The organism is Streptomyces composti (assembly GCF_012034205.1).
In the GTDB taxonomy this organism is placed as follows: Bacteria; Actinomycetota; Actinomycetes; order Streptomycetales; family Streptomycetaceae; genus Streptomyces; species Streptomyces composti.
The window spans coordinates 26,013-42,656 of record NZ_JAATEM010000030.1; the positions used below are offsets into that span (position 1 = coordinate 26,013).

The following is a 16,644-nucleotide window of genomic DNA, read 5'->3' on the forward strand; positions in this document are numbered from 1 at the left end:
GATGACTGCGAGTCACCGATCAGCCGATCAACCGCGTCCCGCCGCCCGGCGGCCCGGGGACGCCGCCTGTGGGGAGGACCCCTTGACCGACCACCTCGTCGAGCCGCACGTCTCGCGCGGCCTGAGCGACTTCATCGCCGGGCTGCCCAAGGCCGAGCTGCACGTCCATCACGTCGGCTCCGCGTCCCCCCGTATCGTCGCCGAGCTGGCCGCCCGCCACCCCGACTCCAAGGTCCCCGCGGACGCCGAGGCCCTCGCCGACTACTTCACCTTCACGGACTTCGCCCACTTCATCGACGTGTATCTGTCCGTCGTCGACCTGGTCCGCACCCCCGAGGACGTGCGGCTGCTGACCTACGAGGTCGGGCGTGAACTGGCCCGGCAGCAGGTGCGGTACGCCGAGCTGACCATCACCCCGTTCTCCTCCACCCGCCGGGGCATCGACGAGCGCGCGTTCATGGACGCCATAGAGGACGCCCGCAAGGCGGCCGAGAAGGAACTCGGCCTGGTGCTGCGCTGGTGCTTCGACATCCCCGGCGAGGCCGGGCTCGAGGCCGCCGAGGAGACCACGCGGCTGGCCACCGACGACCGGCTGCGCCCGGAGGGGCTGATCTCCTTCGGGCTCGGCGGCCCGGAGATCGGCGTGCCGCGCCCGCAGTTCAAGCCCTACTTCGACCGGGCCATCGCCGCCGGCCTGCGGTCCGTGCCGCACGCCGGTGAGACCACCGGACCGCAGACGGTGTGGGACGCGCTGCACGAGCTGCGGGCCGAGCGGATCGGCCACGGCACCAGCTCCGCCCGCGACCCGGAGCTGCTCGCCCACCTCGCCGAGCGGCGCATCGCCCTCGAGGTGTGCCCCACCTCCAACATCGCCACCCGCGCGGTGACCTCCCTGGACGAGCACCCGATCAGGGAGTTCGTGCGGGCCGGGGTCCTGGTGACGATCAACTCCGACGACCCGCCGATGTTCGGCACCGATCTGAACAACGAGTACGCGGTGGCCGCCCGCCTGCTCGACCTCGACGAGCGGGGGCTGGCCGCGCTGGCGAAGAACGCGGTGGAGGCCTCCTTCCTGGACGCCGAGGGCAAGGCGAAGCTGACCTCCGAGATCGACACGTACACGGACTCCTGGCTCGCCTCCTGACCGGCCGGGCCGCCGGGCAGACGCCGGGAAGGCCCTCCGAAGGACGGCGCAAAAGACGCATCGAGGGACATGGGACACGAGGGACACGAGGGAAGGGACGCCGTGGAGAAGGTGACCGCCGTCGCTCATCGCGGCGACCCCTACCGTTTCCGTGAGAACACCCTCGCCTCCCTGCGCTCCGCGCTGCGGCAGGGCGCCGACGCGGTGGAGATCGACGTACGGCTCACCCGGGACGGGGTGCCGGTGCTGCTGCACGACGCCACGCTCAAGCGGCTGTGGGAACTGGACCGTCCGCTGCGGTCGCTGTCCTGGGCGGAGGTCAGGAGCGCCACCGGCGGCGGGGTGCCGTCGCTCTCCGCCGCGCTGGAGGCGACCGAGGGCAGCCGGGTGATGGTGGACCTGCCCGACACGCCGGACGTCCGGGACGCACGCAGGGTGGTGGAGGCGGTCCGGGAGGCGGGTGCGCAGGACCGGGTCTGCTACTGCGCGGGCGCCGAGGCGATGCTCGCCGTCCGGGCCGCGGACCCGTCGGCGGAGATCGCGCTGACCCGTTCGACCCTGGCCCCGCCCCGGTCCGCCCTGCTGGAGGCGATCCGGCCGCGCTGGCTCAACTACCGCTTCACCCTGGTCGACCGGGCCCTCGCCGACCGGGTCCACCGCGACGGCTACCTGCTGTCGGTGTGGACCCCCGACACCCGCCGCTCCATGCGCCGGCTGCTGGCGCTGGGCGCCGACTCGGTCACCACCAACCGCATCGACGTGCTGTGCGCCCTGCGCGACGGCGTCACGCGTGGGGCACCGGCACGGCGCGGTCGCCCTTGAGCAGGGCGGCTCTGTCGCTCACGGCGACACCCCCCACACCTGTCGCACGCGTTCGAAGAGCGTTCGGGAGATCACGTGCGAGGCGGCCGTCGCCGCCCCCGCCAGCGCAAGGCCCGTGGCGAGGTCCCGGGGACGGGCGGGCCGCAGGACACCGGCCCTGCGCAGCCGCCCGCGCGCCCAGAGCGCGTACGGGACGACGACCAGGGACGAGGTGACGGACCCGGGCGTGTAGCCGCGGAACGCGGCGGCCTGCGCCAGATGCACCAGCCCGTGCAGCCCGAAGCCGTCCACGGCCGACTGGTAGAAGGCCGAGCGCCCGCCGCTGAGGCGCCCGGCGGCCGAGGCGGCGGCGACGACCGTCCCCATCACCCCCACGGCCGCGGCGAACCGGCGCCGGTCGACGCTCTCCGCCTGCCGCCAGACCGCCTCGGGGACGGCCGGAAGCCGCGTCCGCAGCCGCGGCACGTTCCGGCGCAACCACCCCGGCACCGTGGCGACTTCCTCCGCGTCGTGCACCGCCCAGGCCGCCAGCAGCCCCAACGTGACGGCCCCGCCCACCCGTTCGTTCCCCGTGGTCTCCATGCGGCGAGTCTGCTAGAGGCCCACGATCTTGTTCCACCGCTTGGCGAATTCCTGCCGCTCCCCCGGCTCGATGTCCCTGGCGATGGCGAGGCGCTTGCGCATCGCGGCGTCCGGGAAGATCAGCGGGTCCTCGGCGAGGGCCGCGGTCTCCTCGTCGTCGGAGGAGGCGAGGACGTCCTGCGCGGCCGGCACCGGGCAGACGTAGTTGACCCAGGCGGCCAGTTCGGCGGCGACCTCCGGGTCGTAGTAGTGGTCGATCAGCAGCTCGGCGTTGGCCTTGTGCCGGGCCAGGTTGGGGATCATCAGCGACTCCGACCACAGCTCGGCGCCCTCCTCCGGGACGACGAACTCGATGTCCGGGTCGTCGGCCTGCAGCTGGATGACGTCGCCGGAGTAGGCCTGGCAGGCCAGGACGTCGCCGCTGGACAGGTCCTTGATGTAGTCGTTGCCGGTGAAGCGGCGGATCTGTCCCCTGGCCACCTGCTTCTCCACCTGGTCGCACACGGTGTGGAAGTCGTCGGCGGTCCACCGGGTGATGTCGACCCCGTTGCCCTGCATCAGCAGCGCGAACGCCTCGTCCACGCCGGACAGCAGCGTCACCCTGCCCTTGAGGTCCGGCGCCCACAGGTCCGACACGCTGCGGATCTCCCGGCCCACCCGGCGCCGGTTGTAGGCGATGCCGGTGATGCCGGACTGCCAGGGCACGGTGAACTTCCGGCCCGGGTCGAAGGCGGGCGAGCGCAGCAGCGGATCCAGGTACTCGGTGACGTTCGGCTGCCGGGAGCGGTCCATCTCCTGCACCCAGCCGAGCCGCACGAACCGCGCGCACATCCAGTCGCTGATGACGATCAGGTCGCGGTCGGTCGGCTGGCGGTTCATCAGCGACGGGCTGATCTTGCCGAAGAACTCGTCGTTGTCGTTGATCTCCTCGACGTACTCGACGGAGATCCCCGTCCGCCGCTCGAACGCCTCCAGTGTGGGCCGCCGGGAGGGGTGCTCCTCGTCGGTGTCGATGTACAGCGGCCAGTTCGCCCAGGTGAGCCGCCTCTCCCGGCGGGACAGATCGGCGGCGGCCCGCTCGGAGGCCGGCACATGGGCGGCGGGCACCCCGCAGCCGGCCAGCGAGCCGAGCAGCACGCCCCCACCGAGCAGCAGCGAACGACGGGACAGGGAACGGGATGTGGTCACCATTGCCGCAGCATCCCCACCCGGGCGTTCCAGAGCAATCGACGGTACGTCGACCGAAGACCACCAACACCGACACCTTGTCCATCAGGCCCGCGGCAGACACGCGGAAGGGGCGCGGGGAACCCGTCCCGCGGCCGGCCGCGGTGAACCCGCAGCCGGCCGCGGCCCCGCGCCCCGTCGGCGCTCGGACCCTGTGCGATGCCCCTCACGCGTCCAGCGAGGTCATCACGTGCTTGATCCGCGTGTAGTCCTCGAACCCGTACGCCGACAGGTCCTTGCCGTACCCGGACTTCTTGAAGCCGCCGTGCGGCATCTCCGCGACCAGCGGAATGTGCGTGTTGATCCAGACGCACCCGAAGTCCAGCTTCTTCGACATCCGCATCGCACGCCCGTGGTCCTTGGTCCACACCGAGGAGGCCAGCGCGTACTCGACACCGTTGGCGTACTCGACGGCCTGGTCCTCGTCGGTGAAGGACTGGACGGTGATGACCGGCCCGAAGACCTCCTTCTGGATGATCTCGTCGTCCTGCTTGAGGCCGGAGACCACGGTCGGCGCGTAGAAGTAGCCCTTGTCGCCGACCCGCTTGCCGCCCGCCTCGACGCGCGCGTGCGCCGGCAGCCGCTCGATGAAGCCTTCGACCTGCTTGAGCTGGTTGGGGTTGTTGAGCGGGCCGTAGAGCACGTCCTCGTCGTCCGGCATGCCGGTCTTGGTCTCGTTGGCGGCCTTGGACAGCGCGGCGACGAAGTCGTCGTGGATCGACTCGTGGACCAGCACGCGGGTGGCGGCGGTGCAGTCCTGGCCGGCGTTGAAGTAGCCGGCGACCGAGATGTCCTCGACGGCCTTGGCGATGTCGACGTCCTCGAAGACCACGACCGGCGCCTTGCCGCCCAGCTCGAGGTGGACTCGCTTGAGATCCTTCGAGGCGGACTCGGCGACCTGCATGCCGGCCCGTACCGAGCCGGTGATGGAGGCCATGGCCGGGACGGGGTGCTCGACCATCATGCGGCCGGTGTCGCGGTCGCCGCAGATGACGTTGAAGACGCCCTTGGGCAGGACGGAGCCGAGGATCTCGGCCAGCAGGACGGTGGACGCGGGGGTGGTGTCCGACGGCTTCAGCACGACGGTATTGCCCGCCGCGATCGCCGGGGCGAACTTCCACACGGCCATCATCATCGGGTAGTTCCACGGCGCGACCTGCGCGCAGACGCCGACCGGCTCGCGGCGCACGAAGGAGGTCAGGCCCTCCATGTACTCGCCGGCGCCCTTGCCCTCCAGCATCCGCGCCGCGCCCGCGAAGAAGCGGATCTGGTCGACCATCGGCGGGATCTCCTCGGTGCGGGTCAGCCCGATGGGCTTGCCCGTGTTCTCCACCTCGGCGGCGATCAGCTCCTCGGCCCGCTCCTCGAAGAGGTCCGCGATCTTCAGCAGGGCCTTCTGGCGCTCGGCCGGGGTGGTGTCCCGCCAGCCCGGGAAAGCCTCGGCCGCGGCCGCCATGGCGGCGTCCACGTCCGCCTGACCGGACAGCGGAGCGGTCGCGTACGCCTCGCCGGTCGCGGGGTTGACCACCTGGGTGGTCCGTCCGTCGGCGGCATCACGGAACTCACCGCCGATGTAGTTGCGCAGACGACGCAGCTCGGTGCTCACTGCAGGCCCTCCAGTGCTTCTTGTGGGTGTCCGAGATTGTCCAGCTGTCCAACCTCTGAGACACCCACCCTAATCAGTGGGCTGACGTTTTCAACACCCCCGCCGGGCACCGTTCTGCGAAATCCGCACGTTACGAACCCTTCGACAACGGATTTCATCGCCTACGCCTTGCGAAACTGTCGAGACGTCGTGCACAGTGACCTCGTGGCCAGTCGAAGCGCAGACCCCAAGGACTCTCGCGAGTCCCGCAACGGCGGCAGTCCTCAGCTGGACTCCGTCTCCCTCGCCATCATCGAGCAGCTGCAGGAGGACGGCAGGCGTCCCTACGCGGCGATCGGCAAGGCCGTCGGCCTGTCCGAGGCGGCCGTGCGCCAGCGCGTGCAGAAGCTGCTCGACCAGGGCGTGATGCAGATCGTCGCCGTCACGGACCCGCTCACCGTGGGCTTCCGCCGGCAGGCGATGGTCGGCGTCAACGTGGAAGGTGATGTGGAGGCCGTCGCGGATGCGCTGACCGAGATGACCGAATGCGAGTACGTGGTGATGACCGCCGGGTCCTTCGATCTGATGGTCGAGATCGTCTGCGAGGACGACGACCATCTGCTGGAGGTCATCAACAAACGCATACGGGCCGTGCCCGGAGTGCGCTCCACCGAGAGCTTCGTCTACCTGAAGCTCAAGAAGCAGACCTACATGTGGGGAACCCGATAACCGTGAGCACCGACCGCCCCAACGACCTCAGCAAGTCCGCGTACGAGCACCTGTGGATGCACTTCACCCGCATGTCCTCGTACGAGAACGCTCCCGTCCCCACCATCGTCCGGGGCGAGGGCACCTACATCTACGACGACAAGGGAAAGCGCTACCTCGACGGTCTCGCCGGCCTGTTCGTCGTACAGGCGGGCCACGGCCGTACGGAGCTCGCGGAGACCGCTTCCAAGCAGGCCCAGGAGCTGGCCTTCTTCCCCATCTGGTCCTACGCCCATCCCAAGGCCGTGGAGCTGGCCGAGCGGCTGGCCGACGAGGCCCCGGGCGACCTGAACAAGGTCTTCTTCACCACCGGCGGCGGCGAGGCGGTGGAGACCGCCTGGAAGCTCGCCAAGCAGTACTTCAAGCTCACCGGCAAGCCCACCAAGCACAAGGTCATCTCCCGCGCGGTCGCCTATCACGGCACCCCGCAGGGCGCCCTGTCCATCACCGGCCTGCCCGCCCTCAAGGCACCCTTCGAGCCGCTGGTCCCCGGCGCGCACAAGGTGCCGAACACCAACATCTACCGCGCCCCGATCTTCGGCGACGACCCGGAGGCCTTCGGCCGCTGGGCCGCCGACCAGATCGAGCAGCAGATCCTCTTCGAGGGCCCCGACACCGTCGCCGCGGTCTTCCTGGAGCCGGTGCAGAACGCCGGCGGCTGCTTCCCGCCCCCGCCCGGCTACTTCCAGCGGGTGCGGGAGATCTGCGACCAGTACGACGTGCTGCTCGTCTCCGACGAGGTCATCTGCGCCTTCGGCCGCCTGGGCACCACCTTCGCCTGCGACAAGTTCGGCTACGTGCCCGACATGATCACCTGCGCCAAGGGCATGACCTCGGGCTACTCCCCGATCGGCGCCTGCATCATCTCCGACCGCATCGCCGAGCCGTTCTACAAGGGCGAGAACACCTTCCTGCACGGCTACACCTTCGGCGGCCACCCGGTCTCCGCCGCGGTCGCCCTGGCCAACCTGGACCTGTTCGAGCGCGAGAACCTCAACCAGCACGTGCTGGACAACGAGGGCGCCTTCCGCTCCACCCTGGAGAAGCTGCACGACCTGCCGATCGTCGGCGACGTCCGCGGCAACGGCTACTTCTACGGAATCGAGCTGGTCAAGGACAAGGCCACCAAGGAGTCCTTCAACGAGGAGGAGACCGAGCGCGTCCTGTACGGCTTCCTCAGCAAGAAGCTCTTCGAGAACGGCCTGTACTGCCGCGCCGACGACCGCGGCGACCCGGTCGTCCAGCTCGCGCCGCCGCTGATCTCCGACCAGAAGACCTTCGACGAGATCGAGCAGATCCTGCGCGCCACCCTGACCGAGGCCTGGACCAAGCTCTGAGCCTCACCCGGGCCCGGACCCGGCCCCCGAAGCCTCACCCGGGCCCGGACCGGGCTCCGAGGCTGTGGTCCGACCGAGGTTCCGATCTTCCTCCTGGATGATCAACACCGGCCCCGGTGCCGCCCATTCGAGTGAGAAACGGCGGCCCGGGGCCGCGTGCTGTGCGGCGTGCAGCCGCCTCCTGCCTAGCGTGCCCAGTGACCGATCGGCCCTGCCTTCGTTCCCCCGCACGAGGGAAAACCACGAACCGCGCACGGCATTTCCGATCCGAACCGAGGTGTACGCCATGGTGGCCCCACCGGACAACGACGTGCTCTGGGCACGCGGACTGCAGTTCCGGCACGCGGACGGCTCCCCCGGGCTGAGCGGGGTCTCGCTCGGCGTCCGGGAGGGCGAGATCCTCGCGGTCGGCGGCCCGCGCGGCAGCGGCAAGACCACCCTGCTGCGCTGCCTCGCCGGTCTGATCCCGGTCCACGGCGGCGAGGTCTGGTTCAACAGCGGGCCCCTGCACACCCTGGGCCCGGTCGCCCGGGAACGGCTGCGCCGGGAGCGCTTCGGCTGGATCGACCCCGAGCCGGTGCTCGTCCCCGAGCTGAACGTCTGGGAGAACGCCGCGCTGCCGCTGCTGCTGCGCGGCACCGACCGCCGCCGGGCCAAGACCGCGGCACTGGAGTGGCTGGAGCGCCTGGACGTCGGCGACAAGGCCCGCAAGCACCCCGGCGAGCTGGTGCACGCCGAGCGCCAGCGGGTGTGCATCGCCCGCGCCCTGGCCCCCGCGCCGACCGTGCTGTTCGCCGACGAACCGACCGCCCCGCTGCACCGCGCGGACCGCCGGCACGTGCTGCGCACGCTCACCACGGCCGCCCGCTCGCACGGCATCACGGTCGTCCTCGCCACCGCCGACCCGGACATCGCAGCCCTCGCCGACCGCACCGTGTCCCTGCTGGACGGGCGGCGGGTCCGCACCGTGCATCTGCCGCCGGTCGCCGAGACCGCCGAGACGGAGGGCCGGGCCGCGTGCTCGCTCTCCGCCTGACCCGAAGCGCCCGGCCGGCCGTCCAGCTGCGCCGCCTGCTGGTCGCGGCCGCCTCGGCCGGGACCGGCTTCCTGCTCCTGGGCGCCCTCGGCCACGCGCTGAACCACCCGGACACCCCGTCCGTCTCGGCGCTGCGCCTGGCCTGGTGCGCCGCCCCGCTGGCGGCCACCGTGTACTTCGCGGTCGCGGTGGCCCGCACCGACCCCGCCACCCGGCCCCGGCCCGGCCTGTCCGCTCTCGGCCTGGGTCCGGCCCGCATGATGGTGCTCTCCGCGGCGACCACCGCCCTGGCCTGCGCGCTGGGCTCGCTGCTGGCGCTGCTGGTCTTCCTCCATCTGCGCGGTGACCTGACCGGCATGCCCGTCGACGGGGCCGCCGCCGACTTCCTCGCCGCGGGCCGGCCGCTGCCGCTCCCGGCCGCCCTCACCCTGCTCTCCGTGGTGCCCGTGACCGCCTCGCTGGCGGTGGCGGCCGCGCTGCGGCCGCGCGAGCAGAGGGCCGGCGCCTCCCGCATGGCCCGGGTGTACGGCCGCTTCGGCGCCTACCGGCGCACGCCGGTGCGCGAGACCTTCGGCGCGTACGGGCGCTTCGGCAGCCATCTGGGCGGGGCGGCTCGCGGCGGGCGCGCGGCCGGCACCGCAGACCGAAGCAGCCGCCGGCAGGGCGGGCAGGAGCAGCCGGCCGGGGGGACCGAGGAAGCCGGATCCCCCGGGACCGGGACCTCGCCCGCCGCACCGCCCGCGGCTCCCCTGGCGCCGCCGTCCGGACTGCCCTGGGGCACCGCCGTCCTGGCCGTGGGCCTTGCCGTGGAGGCCTACGTCAGCCGCACCGGCGGCGGCTCCGGGACCGGCGGCCGGGCCGGGGCGCTGGCCGGGCTCGCGCTGACCGCCCTCGGTCTCGCCCTGGCCGGCCCGGGCCTCACCCACCTGTGCGGCAGGCTGCTGCAGGCGGTGCGCCCGGGCGCCCTGCGCCTGCTGGCGGGCCGGGCGCTGATGACGGAGGCGGTGCGCATCGGCCGCCCGCTGGGCGTGGTCTGCGCGGTGATCTCGGCCGCGTACGCCATGACCTCGCTCTACGACACCGACGACCCGTCCGTCGCCCCGCTCACCACCCTCGGGACGCTCCTGGTGACCGGCTGCGCGGTGGCGACGCTGCTGACCGCCGCCGCCGAGGCCAGGCAGGCCCGCGCGCTCACCACGGACGCGCTGCTGCGCCTCGGCGCACCCGCCGGGGCGCTGCGCCGGGCGGCCGCGATCCGGTCCGCGGCGCTGGTCGCCCTGTTCGCTCCGCTGACGCTGGCGGTCGCCGAGCTGTCGGCGCTGCCGCTGGCCGCCTGAGACGGCTCGCGGCCCGGCACGGCACGCGAGGAAGTTCTCCGGAGAAGTCTCCGGTGAGCGATGACTTCTGCGGGGTCCCCCGGTCTACCCACTCGAACGCTGTGAAAGCCATGAAGCGGAACGGGAGAGACCCCGCCATGTACCAGCAGATGATCTTTGTGAACCTGCCCGTCAGCGACCTCGCCGCCTCGCGGAAGTTCTTCACCGAGCTCGGCTACTCGATCAACGAGCAGTTCAGCGACGAGAACGCCGCCTCGGTCGTGATCAGCGACACCATCGTCGCGATGCTCCTCACCAAGGAGTACTACTCCACGTTCACCAAGAAGGAGATCGTGGACGCCACCAAGGCCAGCGAGGTGCTGATCGCGCTGAGCGCGGAGAGCCGCGAGAAGGTGGACGAGCTGGTCGACAAGGCGATCGCGGCGGGCGGCTCCCCCAGCGGCGAGACCCAGGACCACGGCTTCATGTACAGCCGTGCCTTCGACGACCTGGACGGCCACACCTGGGAGGTCGTCTGGATGGACCCGGCCGCCGTGGAGGGCTGAGACGGGAGACGATCTAGCATGGGCGGGTGCAGACGTCGCCCGCCCATGCCGCCCATCACGGTGACCGCGAGATCGAGACGCTCGAGGAGTTCGACGCGGTCGTCTCGGCGCGCGGCACCCTCGCCCGGTACCGGATCCAGTCCGTCGATCTGACCGACCGGACGCGGGAACTGCTGACCACCGACACCACCCGGGCGGTGTTCCTGGGCTGCCCCATGCGCGCCGAGGCCGAGGCCAGGCTGCGGGCCGCCGGCGCCCTGGTCCTTCCGCCGGTGCCGGGCCTGCCCTTCGACCCCTACCGGAGCCGTCTGTACCGCCCCGACGAGCTGTTCGCCTCGCTGGAGAAGGGCTACGAGGCGACACCGGACGCCCTCGCCTACGACTGGTTCCGACGGACCGCCGCCGACGGCGACATCTTCGCCTCGATGCTGCGCGCCGTCCACGACGACTCCATGTCCGACGCCCTCGACGAACTCCTGCGCACGGCGCGGGTGGTGGGCGTGATGGGCGGCCACGCGATGGCCCGCGGCACCGGGCAGTACCGGGGCGCCGCCCGCCTGGGACGGACCCTGGCCCGGGACGGGTTCACGGTGGCCACGGGCGGCGGGCCCGGAGCGATGGAGGCGGCCAACCTGGGTGCGTACACGGCCCCGTACGACGACGGAATGCTGGACGCGGCCTGCGAACTGCTCGCCGCGGCGCCCTCGTTCACACCGTCGGTCACCGACTGGGCCCGCGCCGCCTTCGAGGTGCGCGCCCGCTGGCCGAAGGGCAACCACTCGGTCGGCATCCCGACCTGGTTCTACGGGCACGAGCCGCCCAACGCCTTCGCGTCGCACATCGCCAAGTACTTCGCCAACGCCACCCGCGAGGACGGCCTGCTGGCCCGCTGCAACGCCGGCGTGGTGTTCCTGCCGGGTGCCGCGGGGACGGTGCAGGAGATCTTCGACAACGCGACCCCCAACTACTACGAGTCGCGCGGGGAACCCACGCCCATGGTGCTGGTGGACCGGGCGCACTGGACGGAGAAGCTGCCGGCCTGGCCGCTGCTGCGTGCGCTGGCGCGGGAGCGGTCCATGGACGCGCGGATCGCCCTGGTGGACCGCATCGACGAGGCCCCCGAAGCGCTGAAACGTCTCGGCGCTTAATAATTCGGTAAAGCCGTGGCCCGTGATCGGCATATGCGTTGACACTACTTATGCGACGCTTATAGACCTGGGTGCCGTCTGGGAGAGTTGATGTCAGGTCAACTCTCCTTCCACCCCCCGCATTTGCGCATCCCAGTGAAGGACAAACGTGACAGTTCTGTCCGTATCCCGTGGTGCGGCGTCGCGCCGTACCGTCTCCCGTACTCTGCGCGCCCTCGGAGTCGTCTCCGCATCGGCCGCGCTCGCACTCTCGGCCGCCGGCACCGCTGCCGCCTGCAGCATCAGTGACTTCTCGGCCGAGGCGAAGTGTGTCGGTGACAAGGGTGTCATCACCGTCACCGACGTCGATCCCCTGGGCGTTCCGGCCACCGTCACCGTGTTCCTGGAGAACAACGGCGCCGATGTGAAGAAGATCGGCGAGAAGGTGGTCAAGGGCTCCCGCGAGGGCACCACCATCACCTTCGAGGAGGACTGGAAGCCCAACGCCGAGTACCGCATCCACGTCAAGGCCGACAAGTACGTGGACGCGGACATCAAGCCGAACCTGACCACTCCGGCCACGGCGTGCCAGAAGCAGGACGAGGGCGAGGAGGAGAGCCCGAGCCCTGAGCCCACCCCGTCGGAGACCGCCTCGGCCCCGGCCGAGGAGTCCGGCAGCCCGGCTCCGTCGGAGCCGGAGAGCTCCGCGCCCGCCGGCACGGCGGACAACGTGCCGTCGCCCGCGGTCGGCGAGTCGCACCTCGCCGAGACCGGCGCCAACTCCAACACCGGCCTGATCGCCGGTATCGCGGGCGCGCTGGTGCTGATCGGCGGCGGCGCGGTCTTCTTCGGCATGCGCCGCAAGGGTGCGGGCAGCGGCGACCGCTGATCCGCACGGCTCGGAGGCTCTCGCCGGAGAAGTTCCTGAGCAGTCGAGGTGGCCCGTCCCCGGCAAGGGGCGGGTCACCGTCATGTGCGGCCGACCGCAGTCCCGTTGGGTGGCATGACCGACGGCATCCCGTCCCGTTGCCCGCTGCACGGGCCGGCGTTCCTGTCGGGGGGCCGCGTTCCCGTCGGGGGGCGGCGTCCCGTCGGACGGGCCGGCATTCCCGTCGGACGGGCCGGCGTCCCGTTGCCCGCGCCGGGGTTCAGTCCAGGACGACGACCTCGGTCGCGTCGAACTCGACCCCCACCTCGTCGCCGACCTCGGGTGCCGTACGCAGGGGGCAGGCCGCCTCCAGACGCGGGGCGTTCTCGGGCTGGAGACGGACGGCGACATGGGTGCCGCGGAAGGTGCGCGCGGCGACCGTGCAGCGCAGCCCCAGGTCGGCGGCGACCAGGCGGACCCCGGCGGGCCTGACCAGCAGGGTGCGGGCGCCTGACGGGGCGTCGGCGGGCACCGGGACCTTGCCCCAGGGCGTCACGGCGGCCTCCTCGCCGACCGTCGCCTCGACGACGTTCTCGAACCCCAGGAAGCGGGCCACGAACGCGTCCGCGGGCCGCTGCCACACCTGCAGCGGCGTACCGGACTGGGCGATCCGCCCGTCCCGCATCACCACCACCCGGTCGGCCAGCGCGAACGCCTCGCCCTGGTCGTGGGTCACCGCGAGCACGGTGGTGCCGAGCCGGCCGAACAGCTCGCGCAGTTCGACGACCAGACGTTCCCTGAGCGAGCGGTCGAGCTGGCCCAGCGGCTCGTCGAGCATCAGCAGCCGCGGGCTGGGGGCGAGCGCCCGCGCCAGCGCCACCCGCTGCTGCTCACCGCCGGACAGCGCGGCGACCGCCCGGCCTCCCGCGTCCGGCAGGCCGACGAGGTCCAGCAGTTCCGCCACCCGTCCGGCCTGTTCGCGGCGCGAGACGCCGCGCATCCGCAGCCCGAAGGCGACGTTGCCGGCCACGTCCCGCTGCGGGAACAGCTGATGGTCCTGGAACATCAGTCCGACCCCCCGCTTGTGCGCGGGCACCGCCGCCTGGTCGCGCCCGCCGAGCAGCACCCGCCCGGAATCGAGGGGCTGCAGCCCGGCCACCGCCCGCAGCAGCGTGGACTTGCCGCTGCCGCTGGGCCCGAGGACGCAGACGATCTCGTGCTCGGCCACCGACAGATCCACCGAGTCCAGCACCGTCCGCCCGCCGAAGCGTACGGTGGCCGCCTGAAGGCTCAGCAGGCTGTCCGCGGGCATCTAGAACTCCCCAGTCCGGTCGGTCCGCAGCCGCTCCAGCACGAGCAGCGCCGCCGCGCACACGATCATCAGTACCGTCGACAGGGCCATCGCCTGCCCGTAGTTGAGCTCGCCGGGCCGCCCCAGCAGCCGCGCCACCGCCACCGGCAGCGTCGGGTTGTCGGGCCGTGCGATGAACACCGTCGCCCCGAACTCTCCCAGAGACACCGCGAAGGCGAACCCGGCGGCGATCAGCAGCGCCCGCCGCACCATCGGCAGGTCCACCTCCCGCCAGGCCCGCCACGGCGACGCCCCGAGCACCGCCGCCGCCTCCCGCAGCCGCACGTCCACGGCCCGCAGCACCGGCAGCATGGTCCGCACCACGAACGGCACGCCCACCAGGGCCTGCGCCAGCGGCACCAGGATCCAGGAGGCCCGCAGATCCAGTGGCGGTTGGTCGAGCGCGATCAGGAAACCGAAGCCGACGGTCACCGCGGACACCCCGAGCGGCAGCATCAGCAGCGCGTCGAAGCCGCGGACCAGCCGTCCCGCGTCCCTGCGCGTGAGCGCGACGGCGGCGAGACCGCCGATCACCACGGCGATCGCGGTCGCGGCCAGCGCGTACTGCAGCGAGTTGCCGACCGCCTCGACCGGCGCCACCAGGAACACGCCGTTGTCCTCACTGGTCAGCGCCCGGTAGTAGTCCAGGCCCGCCCCGCCGAAGGACCGCTGCACCAGCACCGCGAGCGGCGCCACCAGCAGCACGGCGACGGTGGCGACGACCGCGCCGAGCAGCGCCCACTGGCGGGCACCGCGCGGCCGGCGCGCGGTCACCGAGGCGTCCACCAGCCGCAGCGTGCTCTCGCGGCGGCGCACGGTCCAGGCGTGCAGGGCGAGGATCGCGCCGACCGCGACGAACTGGATCATCGTCAGCACGGCGGCCGTGGACAGGTCGAAGACCTCGGTGGTCTGCCGGTAGATCTCCACCTCCAGGGTGGAGAAGGCGGGACCGCCGAGGATCTGCACCACCCCGAAGGAGGTGAAGGTGAACAGGAAGACCATCAGCGCGGCGGCGGCCACGGCGGGCGCCAGCGCCGGCAGGGTCACCCGGCGCCAGGCCGCGCCGGGTGAGGCGCCGAGCATCCGGGCGGCCTCCTCCTGCCGGGGGTCGAGCTGCGCCCACAGCCCGCCCACGGTGCGCACCACCACGGCGTAGTTGAAGAAGACATGGGCGAGCAGGATCGCCCACACGGTGGTGTCGAGGCGCACGCCCCACCACTCGTGGAGCAGCCCGCCGCGTCCGGTCAGCGCCATGAACGCCGAGCCGACGACGACGGTCGGCAGCACGAACGGCACGGTGACCACGGCCCGCAGCAGCTGCTTGCCGGGAAAGTCGTAGCGGGCGAAGACATGGGCGCCGGGCAGCGCGATCAGCAGCGTCAGCGCGGTGGACACCAGCGCCTGCCAGGTGGTGAACCACAGCACCTGCCGCACGTCCGGCTGCGCCAGCACCTCGGCGAACCGCCCGAGCTGCCAGCCCTCGCCGGTCCTGAGGCCGCGGGCGACGATCGCGGCGACCGGGTAGGCGAAGAAGACCGCGAAGAACGCGGCGGGCACGGCCAGCAGGGCCAGCCGCGCCGCCACCCCCTTCGCCCGCCGCCCCGCCCTCGACGGAGCGGGCGGCAGCGCAGTGCCCCGGTCTACTTCAGTACGAGCGAGGTCCACGACTTGACCCACTGGTCACGGTTGGCGGCGATCTTCGCCGGGTCCATGGTCTCCGGATCCTCGGCCTGCGGCCCGTACTGCGCGAACACCTTCGGCACCCGGGCGTCCTCGCGCACCGGGTAGACGAACATGTTGAGCGGCATGTCCTCCTGGAACCGCTTGCTCAGCAGGAAGTCGAGCAGCGCCTTGCCGCCCTCGGGGTTCCTGGCGTCGGCCAGCAGCCCGGCGTACTCGACCTGCCGGAAGCAGGTGCCCTCGGCGACACCGGTCGGCGCGGTCTTCGGCTCGGACTTGGCGTAGACGACCTCGGCGGGCGGGGAGGAGGCGTAGGACACCACCAGCGGCCGGTCGGCTCCGGCCTCCTTGCCGCCGGCGGAACCGGAGAACTCCTCGTAGTAGGCCTGCTCCCAGCCGTCGACCACCTTCACACCGTTGGCCTTGAGCTTCTTCCAGTAGCCCGGCCAGCCGTCGTCCCCGTACTCGGCGGCGGTCCCGAGCAGGAAGCCGAGCCCCGGTGAGGAGGTGGAGGCGTTCTCCGTGACCAGCAGGTTCTTGTACTCCGGCTTGACCAGATCGTCGAACGTCCTCGGCGGGGTCAGCTTCTTCTTCTCGAACCACTGCTTGTCGTAGTTGACGCAGATGTCACCGGTGTCGACGGGCGTCACCCGGTGCTCGTCCTCGTCCGCCCGGTACTCCGGCCGTATCGCGTCGAAGCCCTTGGCCTCGTACGGCTGGAACAGCCCGTTGTCGAGGGCGCGGGACAGCAGGGTGTTGTCGACGCCGAAGAAGACGTCGCCCTGCGGATTGTCCTTCGTCAGGATCGCCTTGTTCACCGCCTGCCCGGCCTCGCCGTCCTTGAGGACCTTCAGCTTGTAGCCGGACTGCTTCTCGAAGGCGGCGACGACGTCCTTGGACACGGCCCACGAGTCGTGGCTGACCAGGGTCACGGTCCTGGACCCGCCGGATCCGGTCCCCTGGTCGTTCCCGCCGGACGAGCCGCAGGCGGACAAGGTGATCAGGCCGAGCCCGGCAACCAGGACCGTGGCCTTCTTGGTGATGCTCACTGGATTCCTCCTGGAGTGACCAGGAAGAGACGCGGCCCTGCCCGGGACACCGGCGGCGTCCCGGGCAGGGTGCAACAGCTTGAGTGGTGACCGATCTCCCTACCCAGAATGACCTGGGCCAGGTTCGGAGGGTCTGCGGCCGGTGCCGCACTCTCAGCGCTGTGGCGCTCCCCTGTCGGATGTCTC

General features: G+C 71.7%; 15 protein-coding genes and 1 riboswitch. Of the genes, 9 read left to right on the top strand and 6 right to left on the bottom strand.

The genetic code is table 11. From position 1 onward, the window contains the following. The first annotated feature begins 82 nt into the window (after window positions 1-82). On the top strand, window positions 83-1,144 hold the full coding sequence (locus HCJ93_RS23060) for an adenosine deaminase (protein WP_167997707.1): 1,062 nt from the start codon (window positions 83-85) through the stop codon (window positions 1,142-1,144). Between the two features lie 102 nt (window positions 1,145-1,246). Then, on the top strand, window positions 1,247-1,966 hold the full coding sequence (locus HCJ93_RS23065) for a glycerophosphodiester phosphodiesterase (RefSeq protein WP_167997708.1): 720 nt from the start codon (window positions 1,247-1,249) through the stop codon (window positions 1,964-1,966). An 18-nt stretch (window positions 1,967-1,984) separates the two neighbouring features. Here HCJ93_RS23065 and HCJ93_RS23070 read toward each other — a convergent pair whose 3' ends face one another. The 3 genes from HCJ93_RS23070 to HCJ93_RS23080 form a co-directional block, all read right to left on the bottom strand. Further along, window positions 1,985-2,548 (bottom strand): HXXEE domain-containing protein, encoded by a 564-nt coding sequence (locus tag HCJ93_RS23070; RefSeq protein WP_167997709.1) that lies wholly within the window; start codon window positions 2,546-2,548, stop codon window positions 1,985-1,987. A 12-nt stretch (window positions 2,549-2,560) separates the two neighbouring features. Beyond that, complete coding sequence (locus HCJ93_RS23075) at window positions 2,561-3,739, bottom strand: polyamine ABC transporter substrate-binding protein (protein WP_167997710.1); 1,179 nt, start codon at window positions 3,737-3,739, stop codon at window positions 2,561-2,563. Window positions 3,740-3,941: 202 nt separating this feature from the next. Beyond that, window positions 3,942-5,381, bottom strand: coding sequence for a gamma-aminobutyraldehyde dehydrogenase (locus HCJ93_RS23080; RefSeq protein ID WP_167997711.1), 1,440 nt, complete (start codon window positions 5,379-5,381; stop codon window positions 3,942-3,944). 189 nt (window positions 5,382-5,570) lie between these two features. On the opposite strand from HCJ93_RS23080, the gene HCJ93_RS23085 reads away from it, so the two are divergent. The 7 genes from HCJ93_RS23085 (at window position 5,571) to HCJ93_RS23115 (ending at window position 12,399) form a co-directional block, all read left to right on the top strand. After that, window positions 5,571-6,089 (top strand): Lrp/AsnC family transcriptional regulator, encoded by a 519-nt coding sequence (locus tag HCJ93_RS23085; protein WP_167997712.1) that lies wholly within the window; start codon window positions 5,571-5,573, stop codon window positions 6,087-6,089. A gap of 2 nt (window positions 6,090-6,091) precedes the next feature. Further along, window positions 6,092-7,465 (top strand): aspartate aminotransferase family protein, encoded by a 1,374-nt coding sequence (locus tag HCJ93_RS23090; protein ID WP_167997713.1) that lies wholly within the window; start codon window positions 6,092-6,094, stop codon window positions 7,463-7,465. Window positions 7,466-7,751: 286 nt separating this feature from the next. Then, a complete protein-coding gene (locus HCJ93_RS23095; protein ID WP_167997714.1) occupies window positions 7,752-8,501 on the top strand; it encodes an ABC transporter ATP-binding protein in 750 nt (249 codons plus the stop codon). Next, window positions 8,483-9,838: a hypothetical protein gene (locus tag HCJ93_RS23100; RefSeq protein ID WP_167997715.1), complete on the top strand. Its 1,356-nt coding sequence runs from the start codon at window positions 8,483-8,485 to the stop codon at window positions 9,836-9,838. The genes HCJ93_RS23095 and HCJ93_RS23100 overlap by 19 nt, the downstream gene beginning before the upstream one ends. A 137-nt stretch (window positions 9,839-9,975) precedes the next feature. Then, window positions 9,976-10,383, top strand: a complete 408-nt coding sequence (locus HCJ93_RS23105) for a VOC family protein (protein WP_167997716.1) — start codon at window positions 9,976-9,978, stop codon at window positions 10,381-10,383. Between the two features lie 26 nt (window positions 10,384-10,409). After that, window positions 10,410-11,531, top strand: a complete 1,122-nt coding sequence (locus HCJ93_RS23110) for an LOG family protein (protein ID WP_167997717.1) — start codon at window positions 10,410-10,412, stop codon at window positions 11,529-11,531. Between the two features lie 148 nt (window positions 11,532-11,679). Continuing rightward, a complete protein-coding gene (locus tag HCJ93_RS23115; protein WP_309141486.1) occupies window positions 11,680-12,399 on the top strand; it encodes an LAETG motif-containing sortase-dependent surface protein in 720 nt (239 codons plus the stop codon). Between the two features lie 259 nt (window positions 12,400-12,658). Here HCJ93_RS23115 and HCJ93_RS23120 read toward each other — a convergent pair whose 3' ends face one another. Genes HCJ93_RS23120 through HCJ93_RS23130 form a run of 3 tightly spaced genes read right to left on the bottom strand, consistent with a single transcriptional unit; the run spans window position 12,659 to window position 16,458 of the window. After that, entirely contained in the window at window positions 12,659-13,690 is a 1,032-nt protein-coding gene (locus tag HCJ93_RS23120; RefSeq protein ID WP_167997718.1) for an ABC transporter ATP-binding protein, read from the bottom strand. After that, window positions 13,691-15,394: an ABC transporter permease gene (locus HCJ93_RS23125; RefSeq protein ID WP_373563605.1), complete on the bottom strand. Its 1,704-nt coding sequence runs from the start codon at window positions 15,392-15,394 to the stop codon at window positions 13,691-13,693. Further along, complete coding sequence (locus HCJ93_RS23130) at window positions 15,370-16,458, bottom strand: thiamine ABC transporter substrate-binding protein (protein ID WP_167997719.1); 1,089 nt, start codon at window positions 16,456-16,458, stop codon at window positions 15,370-15,372. The genes HCJ93_RS23125 and HCJ93_RS23130 overlap by 25 nt, the downstream gene beginning before the upstream one ends. Before the next feature lie 78 nt (window positions 16,459-16,536). Then, a riboswitch (TPP riboswitch) is annotated at window positions 16,537-16,642 on the bottom strand. Between the last annotated feature and the right edge of the window lie 2 nt (window positions 16,643-16,644).